This is a genomic window from Natronoarchaeum philippinense (assembly GCF_900215575.1).
GTDB classification, from domain to species: domain Archaea; phylum Halobacteriota; class Halobacteria; order Halobacteriales; family Natronoarchaeaceae; genus Natronoarchaeum; species Natronoarchaeum philippinense.
Genome location: NZ_OBEJ01000003.1, coordinates 334,653 through 351,204, shown reverse-complemented (window position 1 = coordinate 351,204; position 16,552 = coordinate 334,653). Strand labels below are relative to the sequence as shown.

Genomic DNA, 16,552 nt, shown 5'->3' with positions numbered 1-16,552 from the left:
TGATAGGCGCCAGCGACGGAAAAGACCGTTGTGTCGGGGAGAAAGGCCTGTCAGCCGGTGAACTGGTGGTACTCCATCCCTTGGCGTTTCAGCTCGTTGTGCTTGCGTTCGAGGAACGAGTACACCGCGCCGTGGGGGGCGCCGTCGAGGATCATCTCAGCGGCTTCGCGGACGGCCTCGACCTGCTGAGGGCCGCCGATCGTCCCCAGCGTCGTGCCGTAGATGACGACCGACGCGCCGGTCAGTTCCTCCATCAGTTCGCGGGTGCGGCCGTTCTCGCCGATGAGCCGGCCCTTCTTGCGCTTGAGGTCGTTCTTGTTGCGCGCGGCGGCGTCGACGTCGATGAGATCGAACATCATCATCTCGTCGTCGAGTAGAGACATGGCGTCCTCGGGCGCGAACCCGCGGCCGATCGCGCGGACGATGTCGGGCCCTTTGAGCGCCGTGACGGGATCGCCCGTCTTCTCGATGCCGACCGAGCCGTTCTCGGAATCGACGTCGAGACGGACTTCGGCTCGCTGCTCGATCTCGCGCAGCGTCGCACCACCCTCACCGATCAACACCCCGATTCGGTCCTGCGGAATCTTCACGTGCTGCATACATCGCGGTAGTGGCTCAGACTGTAAAAGCCTTCCCGAGCGTTGCGGGTAGCTCCCGTGAGACGGCCTCTCGGACCGGTGTGCGGGTGAATTATCGGTCGCCCCGCGGCGTCAAGTCGCCGTCGTAACGACCAAGTTCGACGCCGCCGCCCGGACTGACGTGGACAGACACGGCCTCGACAGCGATGTCCGCCCGGCGACCGACGAGGATCGACTCGCCGTCCGGCGCCTGCTCGACGCCGCCGTGCTGGCTGTCGAACGTGTCGACGAACGGCTCGACGCCGGCGACGTGCTGGTCGCCGTCGTCGACGGACGCGTCGTCGGCGTCGCCGTGCTCGACCCACGGTCGGACGGCGCACACATCGACGCGATCGCAGTCCGGCGTCGACGCCGCGGCCGGGGCGTCGGGACGGCGCTGATCGAGTACGCCCGCACGAAGTACGGCCCGCTGACGGCCGCGTTCGACGCCGACGTTCGGTCGTTCTACGAGTCGCTGGGCTTTGCCATCGAGCCGATTGCGGAGGAAAGCGAGCGATTCGAAGGCGTTCTGGAGTGAGCGACAGACGGCTTAGACGGCCGATTCGACCAGTTCGCGCCCGTCTGCGAGCAGGGCGTCGACGGCGTCGACGCTCCCGGCCTCGGCGTACACCCGGAGCTTCGGCTCGGTGCCACTCGGTCGGACGAGCACCCACGAGCCGTCCTCCAGCAGGAGCTTGACGCCGTCGACGGTACTGGTGTCGGCGACGGCGCGGCCGGCGACCTCGTCGGGCAGATTATTCTCGACCGCCGCCATCGCGCCGGGTTTGCGGTCGTCGGGACAGTCGACGCTTACCTTCCCCGGGACGATGTCGCCGTGCTCGGCGAGCAGGCGGTCGACTCGCTCGTCGAGCGACTCCTCGGCCTCGGCGGCCGCGGCGAGCAGGGCCGCCAGCACACCGTCTTTCTCGCGCACGTGCCCGCGGACGGTGAAGCCGCCGCTCTCCTCGCCGCCGATCAGGGCGTCGTGCTCGGCCATCGCTCGGGCGACCCACTTGAAGCCGACGGGCGTCTCGACGACATCCTCGCCGTGGGACTGGGCCACCTCGTCGATCAGGAACGTCGTCGAGACCGACCGGACCGCCGGGCCGGACTGGGCTTCCAGTAAGTAGTCGTACAGCGCAGCAAAGAGCAGGTTCTCGTCGAGAAAGCCTCGCTCGGGCGTCACGACGGCGACGCGGTCGGAATCGCCGTCGTTGGCGATCCCGAGATCGGCGTCGCCCGACGCGACGGCGTCGACGAGTCCGTCGAGATGTTCGGCGCTCGGCTCGGGCGAGACGCCGCCGAAGTCGGGGTCGCGCTCGCAGCGACGCCGCTGGACGGTCGCACCGGCCCGTTCGAGCAGGGCGTCGGTCGTCCCGCGGCCGCTGCCGTGCATCGCGTCGTAGGCGACTGTCACCTCGGAGAGATCGGCGTCGACCAGATCGAGCACCTGTTCGGCGTGGGATTCGACCAGATCGACCCGGCGGACGCTCCCGTGATCGGACTCGGGTAACGGATCGGGTTCCCGGAGGTTGTCCATGATCCGGTCGGTGACCTCCGGCAGCGCCGGCGCGCCGTCCTCGGGGATGAACTTGACGCCGTTGTACTCCGGCGGGTTGTGCGAGGCCGTCACCATCAGCCCGCCCGCCAGATCGCGGTCGACGATCGCCCACGCGACCAGCGGCGTCGGCCGGTCGCGCTCGGGGACCAAGACGTCGTGGCCGCCGGCCGCGAGCACCCGAGCCAGTTCCTTGGCGAACCCCTCAGAGGTCTCGCGGGCGTCGTAGCCGACGACGATCGGTTCGTCGCCGCGCCCAACCGCGTCGAGGTAGTCGACGACCGCCTGTCCGACCATTCGGACGCGGGGCGCCGTGAACTCCTCTAGGGTCGCTCGCCAGCCGTCGGTCCCGAACGATATCGCCGTGTCCATACGCTCGCTTCGAGAGCCGGTGCGAAAAAGACGGTGGTGGCGCGCCGATCACTCGGCGTCGACGAGGCGCTCTTTGGCGGGACGGGAGAGCTGTTTGAGTTCGTACTCCCGGGACATCGCGGCCGACCGCGAGTCGAAGCGTTCGGTGTGGACGAGTTCGACCGGCGTGCGACCGCGCGTGTACTTGGCCCCCTCTCCGGCGTCGTGCTCGGCGACGCGGCGCTCGACATCGGTGGTGTAGCCGGTGTAGAAGGTCCCATCGGCACACTCCAGCACGTAGACGTAGTGGTCACTCACGGATTGTCGGTCGGGGCGGGGGCACAGAAAGGCTTCGCGTGGTGATCACTCAGCGGCGCAGGCCGAGCGGTCCGACACTCAGCGGGCTCGCTGTCGCGCTGCCTCGGCGATACCTGCGTTCGCCGAACAGCTCGGACACGCGAAGATGCGGCCGTGCTTGTCGGCGAACACTCGTTCGAACCGGTCGGAAACGTGCGCGTCGCAGTGGTCACACGTGGGCATTGGGTACATCCGGCACGGTACGCGCCGGCACGTACAGCTATGTGCTCATACAATAAATATCCTTCTGAAAACCCCCTCATATTTCCGCAGAGGGAAACTGGAGTTTGCGATTCAAAAAGACAAGTTTGGCGGAGAGCTGCTACCGGGACAGACGGGACTCGCCGTCACTCGTCGCCGATGGCCCGAGCGATCAGCCCCGCCTGTGCGCCGGCGACGAATCCTGCGTTGACGTTGACCGTCGAGAGGACGGTACAGGACTGTAGCATCCCAGCCAGCGCCGCCTCGCCGTCGCCGCCGTGGCCGTAGCCGTTCGCGGTCGGCAGGCCGATCACCGGTGTATCGACGAGGCCGGCGACGACGGTCGGGAGCGCGCCTTCCCGACCGGCCGCGACGACGAGCACGTCGGCCTCGCGCAGATCGTCGAGATGATCGAGCAGGCGGGCGATGCCAGCGACGCCGACATCTTCGACTAGATCGACCGTTGCACCCATCTCGGCGGCGATCGCACGCGCCTCGCCGGCCGGCCCGCGGTCGACGGTCCCGCCGGTGACGACTCGGACCGTGGCGTCGACATCCGGCGGCTCGTAGTCCGGTCCGTGGACGAGGAGCACGCCGGCCCGATCTCGCCACCGAACACTGGCGTCGAGGTCGGCGTCGTCGAGTGCGGCTCGCACGGCCTCGACCTGCTCGTCGCTCGCCCGCGTTGCGATGGCCCGCCCGGTCGTCTTGAGCGACGCCAGCAACAGATCTACGACCTCTCCAGCAGTCTTGCCCTCAGCGTACACTGCCTCGGGGACGCCGCGGCGCTGTTGGCGGGCCGCGTCGAACCGTCCCGCTTCGGTGGTCGTGTAGCCGGCGAGTTGCGCCTCCGCCTCTGCGGGGGTTAGCTCGCCGCTTGCGACCGCTTCCAGTAGTTCGCGCATACAGCCAGTCCTAGCTCGATCTACTCCTAGATGTCGTTTCGGGACGCAATCGAGCGGTCGACTAGTACTAAAGAACGCCGACCACCGGGTGTGTCGAATACTGTCATCCGTCCGGCAACGGGCGACAGGATGCCGGATACAGGCCCGCTCTCCGGACGATTTGGGAACGTTTATAAACGGTGGTTTTCAATGTCAGGTCGTATGGCAGACCTCATTGTCAAAGCCGCCGTGAAGGAAGCGCTCGACGACAAGAACGTCGCATCGGATTTCTACGACGCCCTCGACGAAGAGGTCGACGAGCTGCTCGAGGACGCCGCCCGCCGCGCCGAGGCCAACGACCGGAAGACGGTCCAGCCGCGCGACCTGTAAGCAGGTCCCTCTGCTACATTTTTTATCGACGCCGATCGACGAGCGGTAGCGCTATCCTGCGACACATCGACCGAACGGTCGACCGATCCACGCACGCGAGCCAAGCAGCGGCGTCAACGAGCCGCGCTACGGCGTCCTGATGTCGACGCCGTCCTCGCGGCCGACGTGGATCTCGTCGGCCAGATCGACGAACAGGCCGTGCTCGACAACGCCGGGGATGGCCGACAACTCAGCGGCCAGATTCGCGGGGTCCTCAACGACGCCAAATTCGCAGTCGAGCACGACGTTGCCGTTGTCGGTGACGACCGGGCCGTCCTTGCGCTCGGCCGACCGAAGCGCCGACTCGCCGTCCAGCGCGACGATCTGCTCGGTGGCGACCGGCCGCGCGGCCGGCAGTACCTCCACGGGAACGGGGTGGTCGAGTCGGTCGGCGAGCTTTCCGGGATCGACGACGATCAGCAGTTCGTCGGCCGCGGCGTCGACGATCTTTTCCCGGGCGTGGGCCGCGCCGCCGCCCTTGATCAACTGACCGCCGGCGACCTGATCGGCGCCGTCGATCGCTACGTCGACACCGTCGACTTCGTCAAGGTCAGCAAGGGGAATTCCTGCTTCGATCGCCAGTTGCCGTGACTGAAACGAGGTCGGGACGCCTCGGATGTCCAGCCCGTCGGCGACCATGTCGCCGATCGCTCGGATGGCGTGAGCTGCCGTGCTGCCGGTTCCGAGTCCGACGACCATCCCATCCTCGACCGCTTCGGCCGCGCTCTGGCCTGCACGGCGCTTCGCCGCCGTCGATCCGCCGCTCGATTTCATGCCTGTCAGTGGTCGGGGCGGCCCAAAAAGGTTGACGAGCGCGAACGGCGAGGGCGATACCCGCTCTTTTTGTCGCACCCCGCTCCCGTATAGGATATGTTCGGAACGAGCGGTATCCGCGGGCCGGTCGGCGAGACGGTCACCGCCGAACTCGCGCTGTCGGTGGGGCGAGCCGTCGGTATCGACGCCGATCGGATCGTGGTGGGACGGGACCCCCGCGAGAGCGGGCGCGTGCTGACCGACGCGCTCGCGGCGGGAGCGCGGGAGTGTGGCGCGGACGTGATCGACCTCGGGCTGGCCGCGACGCCGACGGTCGCGCGAGCGGTCGGCTGGCGCGACGCCGACGCCGGGGTATCGATCACCGCCTCGCACAATCCGGCGCCGGACAACGGCATCAAGCTCTGGACGCCGAGCGGACAGGCGTTCGACGAGGAGCGCCGGACAACGATCGAGCGCCGCGTCCGCGAGGAGGCGTGGGATTTGGCCGACTGGACCGGACAGGGCGAGCGCTCGCACTGGGACGGCGCCCGCGAGCGCCACGTCGAAGCGCTTACCGAGGCCGTCTCGATCGACGAGTCGCTGTCGGTCGTCGTCGACGTGGGCAACGGCGCCGGCGGCGTCACCGCCGACGCGCTGGCGGAACTGTGCTGTTCGGTCGAGACGCTCAACGCACAGCCCGACGGCAGTTTCCCGGGCCGGCCGAGCGAGCCGACCCCGGAGCACTGCGGGACCCTCGCGGCGACGGTCGCCGCGACGGACGCCGATCTGGGGATCGCCCACGACGGCGACGCCGACCGGATGCGAGCAGTGGCGGGCGACGGTACCTTTCTCTCGGGCGACGTGCTGCTCGCGCTGTTCGGCCGCGAAGCCGCGGCGTCGGGCGACCGCGTCGCGGTGCCGGTCGACACCAGCCTCGCGGTGGCCGACGCGCTGGCCTCGGTCGGCGCCGAGACGACGCGCACGCCGGTCGGGGACGTGTACGTCGCCGAACGAGCGAGCGAGTCGGGGGTCGCCTTCGGCGGCGAGCCGAGCGGGGCGTGGATCTGGCCAGAGGAGACGCTGTGTCCCGACGGCCCGCTGGCGGCGTGCCGGCTGGCCGCGCTGGTCGCCCGCCGCGGCCCGCTCGCGGAGTTGGCCGACGGCGTCGAAACGTATCCGATCCGACGGGAGAACGTCGAGACCGACGAGAAAGGGAGGGTTATGGAGCGTGTCGAGGGGCTCGTTGCGGACCGCTACGACGGCGTCGAGACGCTGGACGGCGTCCGCGTGGATATGGACGAGGGCTGGTTCCTCGTGCGCGCGAGCGGAACGCAGCCGCTCGTTCGGGTAACTGCCGAAGCCCGGGAGCCAGATGCGGCCGACGCAGTGCTGGAGGAAGCGATGGGTATCCTCGCGGACGCTCGCGCCTGAAGCGGGCGAGAGGGGCGTGCAGGCGGCACTGGGAACCGCATCGTCCGACGCGGCGGGCCGCACAACCGCTCGACCGCGCCGGGACCGTTCTCAGATCATGCCGGCGCTCGCCGCTCGATCGGATATAAACGTCCGGACGCCGACGACCGACCGGCGTCACATTTCCAGTCGGTCGAGGATCTCATCGGCTAGTTCGTCGGCTCGTTCGACGTGCGCTTTGGCCTGCTCGTCGCCGACGGTTTCGACCTCCGAGAGCAACCGATCGACGTGGCCGATTCGCTCGCGGACGACCGACTCGGGCGGATCGCCCTCGGCAACGTCGGCGGCGACGGCTTGGGCCTCCCCGATCCAGCGGCTGGCGGTCCGATCGACAGGGCGTTGCTCGGTCGCTCGCAACTGCTCGTGGAGGTCGGCGGCCAGTTCGGAAACGTCTGTCACGGGAGAACGTTCGCGGTCCTCCGGCGTCAAGCTTGGCGTCACGTCGGAACGCTTTCGGCCGCCGCTGCCCTCTCGGCGCACATGACGACGATCGAGGAAAAGCGTATCTTCGCCGAAAAGTCCGGTCGGACGCGCGTGTTCGTCGGGTCGGGCGTCGGCGTCGCCGCGGTGTCGGTATCGGCGGATCTGGTCGGCGAGTTCGGCGTCGAGTATCGGACCGAGACAGTCGACATTGCGGGACAGCCCGGCCAGATCGCCGTCGCCACCGACGAAGACATCGTCTTGTTGGGCGAGGAGCCGCTCGAACTGGGATTCGGCTCGGCGACCGCCGTCGGCTTTCGACGGGGCGCCGTCGTCGCGGGGGACGGGGAAGGAAGGGTAGCGACGGCGACCGATCCCGGTGAATGGGTCGACGCGGGAACGGTCGGGGGGTCGGTGCAGGCGATCGACGGCGACCTCGTCGCGGCGAGCGACGGCGTCTACCGACTCGTCGAGGAAGACGGTGACGGGGCAGCCACCACCCTCGAACGAACCGGCCTCGGCGCCGCGGCCGACGTGGCATCCGGCGATGTCGAACTCGCTGCGACCGACGACGGTGTCTACCGGTATGAAGCTGGCTGGAAGCAAGTTGTCGAGGGCGAGGCGACGATGGTCGCGGCCGGAGGCGACGGACGAGCGCACGCTGTCGTCGCCAGTGATTTCTACGCGCGTACGCGAGACGCCGAAGCGGCATCGGCACCGGGCGCGGACGCGTGGTCACGGATTTCGTTACCGATCGAGGGCGAACCGGTCGGAGTGAGCTACGGACCGGCGACGTACGTCGTGACCGCCGATGGGCACTTCCTCGTGGACGCCGGCGACGGCTGGCGACACCAGCACCTCGGCCTGCGTCCGGTCGTCGGCTGTGCGGTCGCCGAATGACGGCGTCGGTCCGAACGAAAACGGGTTTATCGCTCGCCGGAGTGGCCACGAGTATGATACTCAGCGGACGCCACTCGCAGTCGCTCGCCGCCGAGGTGGCCCGTGAACTGGACGAACCGCTCGCACCCGTGGAGTTCGACCGGTTTCCGGACGGGGAAGTGATGGCCCAGATCGGGGCGGTCGAGGGGGATCGTGCCGTCGTGGTCGCGTCGACGCCGACCGGCGACGCCCACCTGGAACTGCTCCAGTTGCAAGACGCCGCCCGCGAGGCCGGCTTCGAGGAGGTCGTGACGGTGCTGCCGTACATGGGCTACGCTCGACAGGACCGAGCCTTCGAGGACGGTGAGCCGGTTTCGGCACGGGCCGTCGCACGAGCGATCAGTACCGGCGCCGATCGGGTCGTCACCGTCGATCCCCACGAGGGGGCGGTCTGTGACTTTTTCGAGCCCTCGGCGACCGCCGTCACCGCGGCCGACCGGCTTGCTGAACCGCTTCCGGATGACTTGACCGATCCGCTCTTTCTCTCGCCCGACGCGGGCGCGATCGAACTGGCCGAAACCGTCCGCTCGGCCGCGGGCGAGGGCGAGGTCGACTACTTCGAGAAGACGCGCCGCTCGGGCAGCGAGGTCGAAATCACACCGAGCGACGCCGATGTAGAGGGGCGAGACGTGGTCGTCGTCGACGACATCATCGCCACAGGATCGACGATGAGCGAGGCCGTCGGCGTGCTCGACGAACGGGGTGCCGACGGCGTCTACGTCACCTGCGTCCATCCGCTGCTGGCCAGCAACGCGGTCACGAAGCTCTCGCGGGCTGGCGTGGACGCGATCTACGGCACCGACACAATCGAACGACCGGTCAGCGAGGTCAGCGCTGCGCCGGCGATTGCGCGAGCCGTGGAGAACTGAAGCAGGCTCGCCGGAACGCCGGAATACTTACGCGATGGTTGCGTGAAGGTAACGTATGAGCAGCGACGCGCGATCGAACGAGAGACGGTAAAGCATGCACGGAATCGTTCACAAGACGCTCAAGGAGTACGTCGAGGGGATCGACGCCGCCGAGTGGGACGACGTTGCCGATCGAGCTGGGCTAGATCCGAAACTGTACCTGCCAGTGAGTCGGTATCCCGACGAGGAAGTCGATGCCGTCTTTGCTGCGCTGGCGGCGTCGACCGACGAGAACGAGGCTGCCCATCAGACGGCGTTCGGACGGACCCTCGCACCGGAACTGCTGAATACGTTCAAAGCACACGTCCGGGACGACTGGGGCACCCAAGAGTTGCTGTTGGCACTCGAGGTGGTCTACGAGCGGGTTGCGGCCCAAGACGAGGAGTCGACGCTCCCCGACGTGGCGACCGAAGCCGACGGCGGCGACATCGTCGTGACCTACCGGTCCGAGCGTGAACTCTGTGCGGTGGCCGAAGGGATCGTCCTCGGCGTAGCCGAGAAGTACGACGACGAGGTGACGATCAACGAGCGCACCTGCACGAAAGACGGCGACGATCACTGTACGCTTCGCGTCGAGTTCGCCTGAGCACCAGCGGGGCACGGATCGAGGTGCTCTATTGCGGTACGAACGGGCAAACACGAGTACGTAGTGGGGTTGTTCATTATGTACTTAATTACGTAATTCCATTACAACAGGCAAATGTTAATCACAGACGGAGTATTAAGCATGAAGAAACATTACATCGTCCCGTGTCGAGGAGGTGCTGGTACGATTTGCGACGACCCAACGTAGCGATCGGTCCGTCAAACGGCGATGTGGCGACGCGCCGTGCCCGTTTGGCGCCGTGTTCACGCCACGGTGAACGGTCGCTGGGGTCCCACGGAGTCGGATCGGCGTCCCGGCCGGCCCGACTGCGACGTTCCAGTTCTGTAACCGACTACGTCGGATTCCGAAGTAACTCATGAGCAACAACGACAATCTCACCCCCGAAATGGATCGACGAAGCGTGCTCGGCGGCATCGCCGGGCTCGGCGCACTCTCGCTGTCATCCGGTTATGGTAGCGCGGAGACGCAGCCGGCGCTTCAGCAGCAAACATCCGCGAGCGGAGCGAATTCCCACCACCCCGGCCACCCCCGGTTCGTGGCTGTCGGCGAGCAGTTGAGCAACCCGATCCACGTCGGGAACGGCTTCTACGACGCGCGCGACAACCTCGCACCTCGCGTCCCGGACTTCCAGGCCGATCCCGAGAACTACTCGGCCGACGACTTCACGTGGTCGATCGCCGAGCAGCCCGATGGCTCGAACGCCGAGCTGAAGTTCGAACAGACACACGACTCCGAAAAGCCTCGATGGTCGAACGGCAAGGAGAACGCCGCCGAGTTCACCGCCGACACCGCTGGTACGTACGTTCTAGAGCTGGAGGCGCCCGACGGAACCCACCAGCAGACGATCCACGCGTTCCCGGCGGCTCCCGGTGACGCCGGCGGCCCGCCGCGCATCTCGCTCGATGCATCGTTCGACGGCGGCGCCGGCGAGTTCGTCATCGAGTCCAATGCCAATCTCGCGCCCAACAGCAACGCGTCGCGCGACGACCTCGTCGTCGAGTTCCTCGCCGACGACCGCGACGCGCTGGCGACTGAGGACATCACGGTCGAGGGGACCACGGCGCGCGTCCCCCAGAGCGCGATCGACGGCGAAGCGGCACGCGTACACGCCGCGCCGTTCGACGGCGAGGTTCACGGCATCACCGACAGCGTCGTGCTCGATGCCGACGGCGAGACCCACCACCCGAACCGACCGCCAGAGTGGATGAAAGACGGCGTGATGTACGAAATCTTCACGCGGTCGTTTGCCGGCGAGCGCGGCGCGACCGACATGCAGTACCTCGCCGACAATGTCGATTATCTAGAAGAACTAGGTATCGACGCGGTCTGGCTGACGCCGGTCGTCCCCTCCGAGAGTTCCCGCAAGGAGATGGCGGGCGGCGGCCCCCACGGCTACGACGCCAACGACTACATGGCCATCGCGCCCGACCTTGGGACGATGGAAGACTATCAGGCGTTCGTCGACGCCTGTCACGAGCGCGACATCCACGTCGTGTTCGACCTCGTGATCAACCACGGCGGTCGCAACCACGAGTTCTTCACGAGCACGCACACCGGCACCACCGGCGAGGCAGCGCCCGAAGGATGGGAGTACCCGCCGCTCAAGAGCTGGAAGAAAGACTCCAAGCGCTTCGACTGGTTCGACCGGATGGACGCCCCGATCACCGGGCCTTCGGGCGACGTTGTCGACCCCCAGCCGGCCAACACCGGCTTCTGGGGACTGCGCGTGATGCCCAACTGGAACTTCGACAACATCGCGTTGCGCGAGCACATGCTCGCCGTCGCCGACTTCTGGTCTGGCCAGATCGGCGTCGACGGCTTCCGCTGCGACATCGCGTGGGGCGTTCCCCACAGCATGTGGAAGGAGGTGCGCGAAGTCGTCCGGGAGAACAACAGCGAGTTCATGATGCTGAACGAGACGATCCCGAACGATCCTCAGTTCAGCGAGAACGAGTTCGACATGCACTTCGACACGGCGGACTTCATGAACACCGCCCGCGGCGTCGGCCGCGACAACGCTCCCGCCGTCGAACTGATGAACGCCGTCCAGAAGCGGAAGACGGAGGGATTCCCGGAGCACAGCTTGGTCCTCAACACGACCGAGAACCACGACGAGGAACGCCTTCTCAACCAGATCATGGAGGGCGGCACCCGCGACAACCCCAAGAAGGCCCAGCGCGCCTGCTGGGCGGCCGGCGTCGCGCTGCCCGGCGTCCCCTTCGTCTACTACGGTCAGGAACGCGCTATCAGCCAGTACGGCGAGGGCCGCCACATGGGCGAGGACGACCCGCGGGACGGGGACGTCTTCCCCGGCGGCAAAAAGCGGGCGTTCATGAACTGGGACGAGTACGACGAGGACCACCTCCAGTTCTACAAGGACCTGATCAGCGCGTACCACGATCTGGACGTGCTCAAACCGGACGCAGATATGTCCGCCGAGTGGTTCACGACTGCGTTCAAGGCCGAACCCAACCTTCTCGTGTTCGGACGCGACGCGAGCCACCTCGACGATGTCAGCGGCCCCGAGAAGGCCGTCGTCGTCGTCAACTTCGAGGAGGAGCCGGCACAGGTCAACCTCCGACCGGACGTGAGCACGACCGACGTGATCAGCGGCGAGGATCTCTCGATCCCGAGCGGCGCGGCAGCGAGCGTCACCGAGGTCGACACGATCGCCGTCTACGAGACGCCGACGCTGCTGCCGGTCGGCGAGACCGTCTTCGAGACGGGCGACCAGACCGGCGACGACATCGGTCCGGGCCAGCCCGACACCGAGGACGGCACGACGCCGTACACCTACCCCACCGGCGACGGCTACGCCGACGGGACGTTCGACATCGACACGTTCCGCGTCCACGAGACCGACGACCACTACCAGTTCATCTACGGCGTCGACACGGAGGTCACCAACCCCGACGATCTGGAGCACGGGTTCTCCAACCAGCACCTCCAAGTCTACGTGCGCGACAGTAGCGGCGACGGCGGGTCGACGGCGGCCCGGACGGGCGTCAACGCCGAATTCTCCGAGCCGTACCACTACCGCGTGGTCACCGACGGCGAGAACGGCGCGCGCCTCGAAGACGCCGACGGCAACGAGGTCGCCACCGGCAACGTCAAGATCAACAACGCGGTGTACGAGATTATCACCGAGATCCCCAAGCGCCAGCTCGACGTCTCGCCCGAGACGATGCAGCTCGCGCCCCTGATGCTCGGCTACGACGGCTCGGCCGACGGCAACGTCATGCCCGTCGAGTCGGAGGCCGCCGCGAACGCCTTCGGCGGCGCCGAGAACGACAGCGCGCCGAACATCATCGACATGGTGACCAGCGACAACACGACCCAGCCCAAGGCGCTGTCGTACTCCGAGGGCGAGCTCGCCCAGCTCTCGTACGTGCTGGTCACGACCGAGTTCAAGGAGGTCGCAAGCTTCTCCGACCCGGTCGGCGACGGGATGGCATCGGGCCAGTACACTCTGCCGACCGCCGACGCCTACTACGAGAACGCGTGGGACATCGAGTCCTTCAGCGTCGAGGCCTCTCGTAGCCGCGTCCGGTTCAACTACACGATGGCCGAGGAGATCCAGAACCCGTGGAGCTTCGGCCCCGGCTTCAGCCACCAGATGTTCCAGATCTACGTGGCTGCGCCCAACGCTGGCGGCCCCAGCGGAACCGAAGGCCGCGGCGGGACGAATCTCGGCTTCGCCCAGCCGTACCACTACCGCGTGGTCGTCCACGGCGAGGGCACCATGGCCGTCGAGAACGCAGCCGGCGAGGCTATCTCGACGGACGTGAACACCCAAACCGACGGGAAGACCGTCTCCATCGACGTGCCCCGCGGCGCGCTCAGCTGGTCCCACGAGGAGACCGGCATGGCGATCCAGCCGGTCACCGTCCCCTACGACGGCTACGGCACCAAGGGCGTCCGCGGAATCGCCGAGTCCAACGGTCAGCACGCCATCGGCGGCGGCACGGGTACCAACGACCCGGCCGCGATGGACATCCTGACGCCCGAAGGCACCGATCAGGCGTCCGTGCTGAGCAACTACTCCGCCGACAGCACCGTCTCCCTGCCCTTCGTCACGGTGGGCAACTACAGCGGTGGCAGCGGTAGCGGCGGTAACAACGACGACGGTAACAGCGACGACGGCAGCGGCTCCAGCAGTGACAGCGGCGGTAACAGTTCCAGCAGCGACGACGGCAGCAGCGACGGGCTGCCCGGCTTCGGCGTCGCGGCTGGTGCGGCCGGCGTGGCCGGCGCCGCCGAGGCGGCACGCCGCATGTCCGACACCGAAGACGACGACGAAGAGTAACCGCAATCGAGCGGTTCCGATTCGACGCTGATTTTTTGCGCAGGAGATTCGAAGCGACGCCACGCGAGAGCTAGCGACGGCGGCGCCGCTCTATGGCTAGCGACGGCGACGCCGCTGGTCGGGACGGCTGTCAGAGAGTTAGACCGGGCGATATCGGTAGCTACCGGGGGATCAGAACATGCCACCCATACCCATCGAGTTGATGAGGCTGGTGACGAGCGCGCGAACGATCAGTCCGATCCCAGCGAGCACCAGCGCGATGCCGCCGGCGACGACGAGACTTTCGGAGGCGATGAGCGCGATACCGCCGAGGATCGCAAGCAGGCCGACGATACCGGTCGCACCGAGTCGTTTGAGCATACGCTCGGGAGTCCCGAACAACAGTTAATGGTTTTCGTTTGCGCGGGCGAGAGGACCAGACGGCCGAGTGCGCCCACGCGACGGCGTCTCCACGGGCCGTGAGCCCGATCCCGCGTTTTTAAAAACGTCCGCCACCAATGGGCGCACATGAGCGACGGCCGCAACGACCTCCGGATGCCAGAGGGAGACGAGGTGTTCGCCGAGGTCACGAACATGCTCGGAGCGAATCGCGTCAAGGTACGCTGCGCCGACGGCACCGAACGCACCGCACGGATCCCCGGCAAGATGCAAAAACGCATCTGGATCCGGGAAGACGACGTCGTGCTCGTCGAGCCGTGGGACTGGCAGGACGAGAAGGCCGACATCACGTGGCGCTACGACAAACAGGACGCCGACCAGCTGCGCGACGAAGGACACATCCAGTAATGGCGACCGAGCCGCGCTGTCCCGACTGCGGCGTCGGCATGGAGTCGGGACGGCTCGGAAGCGCCGAGCGGTTCGTGCTCGATGAGCAACGGGACGGACTGCTTGGGAAGGTCGGCGCCAAGGAGCAACTCGATGTCGACGCCGTCGTCTGCCCGGAGTGTGGGTTGGTTCGGGTCTACGCCGATGTCGACGAGTGAGCAATGAACGCACCCTTTTAGGGCTGGCTCGCCTAGCCCGTCGTAGATGAACGGCGAGTACGGCCTCCTCGACACCGACGAAGCCGAGGCGCCCGGCGACGAGTTCGAGGAGATCGACGTCAGCGACACGGAGGCCGACCGGATCGCGCGCGAACGCGACCGCGAGTTCGACCAGTGGCGAAAGCGCATCAAAAACTCAGAGCGGTTCAAAGTCCAAGAGTCGGCGTTCGACGACGCCACGTTCGCCGCGCTGTACAAACTCGTACAGGACGGCTACGTCGACGCGCTGGGCGGCCCCGTGTCGACTGGCAAGGAGGCAAACGTCTACGAGGCGCTGGGCGGCGAACGCTCCTTGAAAGAACTCGCCGACGGCGCCGAACAGGTCGCCATCAAGGTGTACCGAACGCGGGCGACCAACTTCCGGGACATGCGCGAGTATCTCGTCGGCGACCCCCGCTTCGAGGAGCTTGGCGACAAAAAAGAGATCGTGCTGGCGTGGACCCGCAAGGAGCTATCGAACCTCGAACGCGCGCGCAAAGCCGGCGTCCGCGTTCCGACCCCGATCGCCGCCCAGCGCAACGTGCTGGTGATGGAGTTCGTCGCCACCGAGGGCCAGCGCGCGCGCCGCCTCGACGAGGTATCCATCGAAAATCCCGAGACGGCCTACGGCGTCGTCCGGGAGTACGTCCGCCGGCTGTACGCCGCCGGACTCGTACACGGCGACCTGAGCGAGTACAACGTGTTGTTCTACGAGGGTCAGCTGGTGATCATCGACATCGGACAGGCGGTCACGATCCACCACCCCAACGCCGAGGAGTTCCTCGAACGGGACTGCGAGAACGTCGCTTCCTTTTTCCGCCGACAGGGCGTCGACGCCGACGGCGCCGAGTTGTACGAGTGGGTCCACGAGAACGCCGACCCGAACAAGTAGTCGTAGCTATCCGCCCTTGATGAGCCGCAGAACAGTCACCCGGTCGCTCTCGACGGGCTGGTCCTCGGGCACCGGACTCCCGTCGACCAGTACCGACGCCTCGTGCGGACTCAGATCGACCGCCGACAGGAGGTCGGCGTAGGTCGGTTCCGAGAGATCGACCTCGTGGGTGTCCTCGCCCTTGACGTCCACGATAACCTGCATGGATCGGCGTAGCGGCGGGACGGGCTTGAGCGTGTCGCGTCTCGGGCGGGCGAGCCGTCGGAGCAGCTACTCCGGAACCGATCGTCGGCGGTGCCAGAGCGACCACAGCATCGCCCCGCTGCCGAGCGTCAGGATACCCAAAAAGAGCACGTCGATCACGGCGTCGCGGGGGAGCCACGAGATCGTCGCCGGAACGACGCCGCCGATCGCGAGCGCAGGATACGGGCTGTCGACGCCGACCAGCGAGAGGACGCCGCCGAATACGCCGAGCGTGACATACACCAGTGCGAGCAGCGCAAGCGGGAGCCAGACCAGCGCGAACACGACGAAGGGGCCGGCGATCCACAGGGCGGTGAAAGCGAGCACCGCCAGTCCCGAGACCAGCAGCATCACGAACGCCCCCGAGACGAGCGCACGACCCGGTCGCCTGACGACCGTCCGGGACGCCGTCGCGGAAAACTCCGGCCACAGCGTCAGCGCGAGCGCGCCGACGAGGTAGTACGCCGCGGCTGCCGTCGCGGCGCCGGCGATCGGAGCAGGAAGCCAGCTCGCGGGACCCATAGCAAAGCGTACGACGAGTCGGGCCAAAAGCGTGGGCGGCGAAACGGTCGGCGCTGCGGGATCGCTCTCGGGG

20 protein-coding genes are annotated in these 16,552 nt (G+C 67.1%); 10 read left to right on the top strand and 10 right to left on the bottom strand.

Annotated features, from left to right (window positions below; translation table 11 throughout):
• Positions 1 to 50 precede the first annotated feature (50 nt).
• A complete protein-coding gene (locus CRO01_RS12525; RefSeq protein ID WP_097009485.1) occupies positions 51 to 599 on the bottom strand; it encodes a KH domain-containing protein in 549 nt (182 codons plus the stop codon).
• A 160-nt stretch (positions 600 to 759) separates the two neighbouring features.
• On the opposite strand from CRO01_RS12525, the gene CRO01_RS12520 reads away from it, so the two are divergent.
• Positions 760 to 1,155, top strand: coding sequence for a GNAT family N-acetyltransferase (locus tag CRO01_RS12520; RefSeq protein ID WP_097009484.1), 396 nt, complete (start codon positions 760 to 762; stop codon positions 1,153 to 1,155).
• Positions 1,156 to 1,167: 12 nt separating this feature from the next.
• Here the strand turns inward: CRO01_RS12520 and CRO01_RS12515 are convergent, their stop codons facing one another.
• From CRO01_RS12515 to larB, 4 genes are all read right to left on the bottom strand, one after another.
• Positions 1,168 to 2,547 carry a phosphoglucomutase/phosphomannomutase family protein gene (locus CRO01_RS12515; RefSeq protein ID WP_097009483.1) on the bottom strand — a complete coding sequence of 460 codons (1,380 nt, stop codon included), beginning with the start codon at positions 2,545 to 2,547 and terminating at the stop codon, positions 1,168 to 1,170.
• Positions 2,548 to 2,595: 48 nt separating this feature from the next.
• Positions 2,596 to 2,844: a GIY-YIG nuclease family protein gene (locus tag CRO01_RS12510; RefSeq protein WP_097009482.1), complete on the bottom strand. Its 249-nt coding sequence runs from the start codon at positions 2,842 to 2,844 to the stop codon at positions 2,596 to 2,598.
• A gap of 78 nt (positions 2,845 to 2,922) precedes the next feature.
• On the bottom strand, positions 2,923 to 3,066 hold the full coding sequence (locus CRO01_RS17175; protein ID WP_449289590.1) for a DUF7563 family protein: 144 nt from the start codon (positions 3,064 to 3,066) through the stop codon (positions 2,923 to 2,925).
• A 164-nt stretch (positions 3,067 to 3,230) separates the two neighbouring features.
• The gene (gene larB, locus CRO01_RS12505; RefSeq protein WP_097009481.1) at positions 3,231 to 3,989 is read right to left on the bottom strand and encodes a nickel pincer cofactor biosynthesis protein LarB; all 759 of its coding nucleotides are present in this window, start codon (positions 3,987 to 3,989) and stop codon (positions 3,231 to 3,233) included.
• A gap of 201 nt (positions 3,990 to 4,190) precedes the next feature.
• On the opposite strand from larB, the gene CRO01_RS12500 reads away from it, so the two are divergent.
• Complete coding sequence (locus tag CRO01_RS12500; protein ID WP_004267503.1) at positions 4,191 to 4,358, top strand: DUF1931 family protein; 168 nt, start codon at positions 4,191 to 4,193, stop codon at positions 4,356 to 4,358.
• A gap of 126 nt (positions 4,359 to 4,484) precedes the next feature.
• Here CRO01_RS12500 and rpiA read toward each other — a convergent pair whose 3' ends face one another.
• On the bottom strand, positions 4,485 to 5,171 hold the full coding sequence (gene rpiA / locus CRO01_RS12495) for a ribose-5-phosphate isomerase RpiA (RefSeq protein ID WP_097009480.1): 687 nt from the start codon (positions 5,169 to 5,171) through the stop codon (positions 4,485 to 4,487).
• 96 nt (positions 5,172 to 5,267) lie between these two features.
• On the opposite strand from rpiA, the gene glmM reads away from it, so the two are divergent.
• The gene (gene glmM, locus CRO01_RS12490) at positions 5,268 to 6,581 is read left to right on the top strand and encodes a phosphoglucosamine mutase (protein WP_097009479.1); all 1,314 of its coding nucleotides are present in this window, start codon (positions 5,268 to 5,270) and stop codon (positions 6,579 to 6,581) included.
• A gap of 156 nt (positions 6,582 to 6,737) precedes the next feature.
• On the opposite strand, the gene CRO01_RS12485 is transcribed toward glmM, so the two are convergent.
• A complete protein-coding gene (locus CRO01_RS12485; RefSeq protein ID WP_097009671.1) occupies positions 6,738 to 7,019 on the bottom strand; it encodes a hypothetical protein in 282 nt (93 codons plus the stop codon).
• An 81-nt stretch (positions 7,020 to 7,100) separates the two neighbouring features.
• Here CRO01_RS12485 and CRO01_RS12480 point away from each other — a divergent pair, with 81 nt between their 5' ends.
• From CRO01_RS12480 to CRO01_RS12465, 4 genes are all read left to right on the top strand, one after another.
• On the top strand, positions 7,101 to 7,940 hold the full coding sequence (locus CRO01_RS12480) for an HVO_0234 family beta-propeller protein (protein ID WP_097009478.1): 840 nt from the start codon (positions 7,101 to 7,103) through the stop codon (positions 7,938 to 7,940).
• 53 nt (positions 7,941 to 7,993) lie between these two features.
• Entirely contained in the window at positions 7,994 to 8,848 is an 855-nt protein-coding gene (locus CRO01_RS12475) for a ribose-phosphate diphosphokinase (RefSeq protein ID WP_097009477.1), read from the top strand.
• 94 nt (positions 8,849 to 8,942) lie between these two features.
• A complete protein-coding gene (locus CRO01_RS12470; RefSeq protein ID WP_097009476.1) occupies positions 8,943 to 9,473 on the top strand; it encodes a heme NO-binding domain-containing protein in 531 nt (176 codons plus the stop codon).
• Positions 9,474 to 9,849: 376 nt separating this feature from the next.
• Complete coding sequence (locus CRO01_RS12465; RefSeq protein ID WP_097009475.1) at positions 9,850 to 13,800, top strand: glucodextranase DOMON-like domain-containing protein; 3,951 nt, start codon at positions 9,850 to 9,852, stop codon at positions 13,798 to 13,800.
• A gap of 171 nt (positions 13,801 to 13,971) precedes the next feature.
• Here CRO01_RS12465 and CRO01_RS12460 read toward each other — a convergent pair whose 3' ends face one another.
• Positions 13,972 to 14,160 carry a DUF7470 family protein gene (locus tag CRO01_RS12460; RefSeq protein ID WP_097009474.1) on the bottom strand — a complete coding sequence of 63 codons (189 nt, stop codon included), beginning with the start codon at positions 14,158 to 14,160 and terminating at the stop codon, positions 13,972 to 13,974.
• 147 nt (positions 14,161 to 14,307) lie between these two features.
• Here CRO01_RS12460 and eif1A point away from each other — a divergent pair, with 147 nt between their 5' ends.
• The 3 genes from eif1A to rio1 are packed head-to-tail and all read left to right on the top strand — an operon-like array spanning position 14,308 to position 15,714.
• Positions 14,308 to 14,586 (top strand): translation initiation factor eIF-1A, encoded by a 279-nt coding sequence (eif1A, locus tag CRO01_RS12455; protein WP_097009473.1) that lies wholly within the window; start codon positions 14,308 to 14,310, stop codon positions 14,584 to 14,586.
• Positions 14,586 to 14,783 carry a PF20097 family protein gene (locus CRO01_RS12450; protein ID WP_097009472.1) on the top strand — a complete coding sequence of 66 codons (198 nt, stop codon included), beginning with the start codon at positions 14,586 to 14,588 and terminating at the stop codon, positions 14,781 to 14,783. The genes eif1A and CRO01_RS12450 overlap by 1 nt, the downstream gene beginning before the upstream one ends.
• Positions 14,784 to 14,829: 46 nt before the next feature.
• A complete protein-coding gene (gene rio1, locus CRO01_RS12445) occupies positions 14,830 to 15,714 on the top strand; it encodes a serine/threonine-protein kinase Rio1 (RefSeq protein ID WP_097009471.1) in 885 nt (294 codons plus the stop codon).
• Between the two features lie 6 nt (positions 15,715 to 15,720).
• Here the strand turns inward: rio1 and samp2 are convergent, their stop codons facing one another.
• On the bottom strand, positions 15,721 to 15,918 hold the full coding sequence (gene samp2 / locus CRO01_RS12440; RefSeq protein WP_097009470.1) for a ubiquitin-like small modifier protein SAMP2: 198 nt from the start codon (positions 15,916 to 15,918) through the stop codon (positions 15,721 to 15,723).
• A gap of 66 nt (positions 15,919 to 15,984) precedes the next feature.
• Positions 15,985 to 16,479 (bottom strand): hypothetical protein, encoded by a 495-nt coding sequence (locus CRO01_RS12435; RefSeq protein ID WP_097009469.1) that lies wholly within the window; start codon positions 16,477 to 16,479, stop codon positions 15,985 to 15,987.
• Between the last annotated feature and the right edge of the window lie 73 nt (positions 16,480 to 16,552).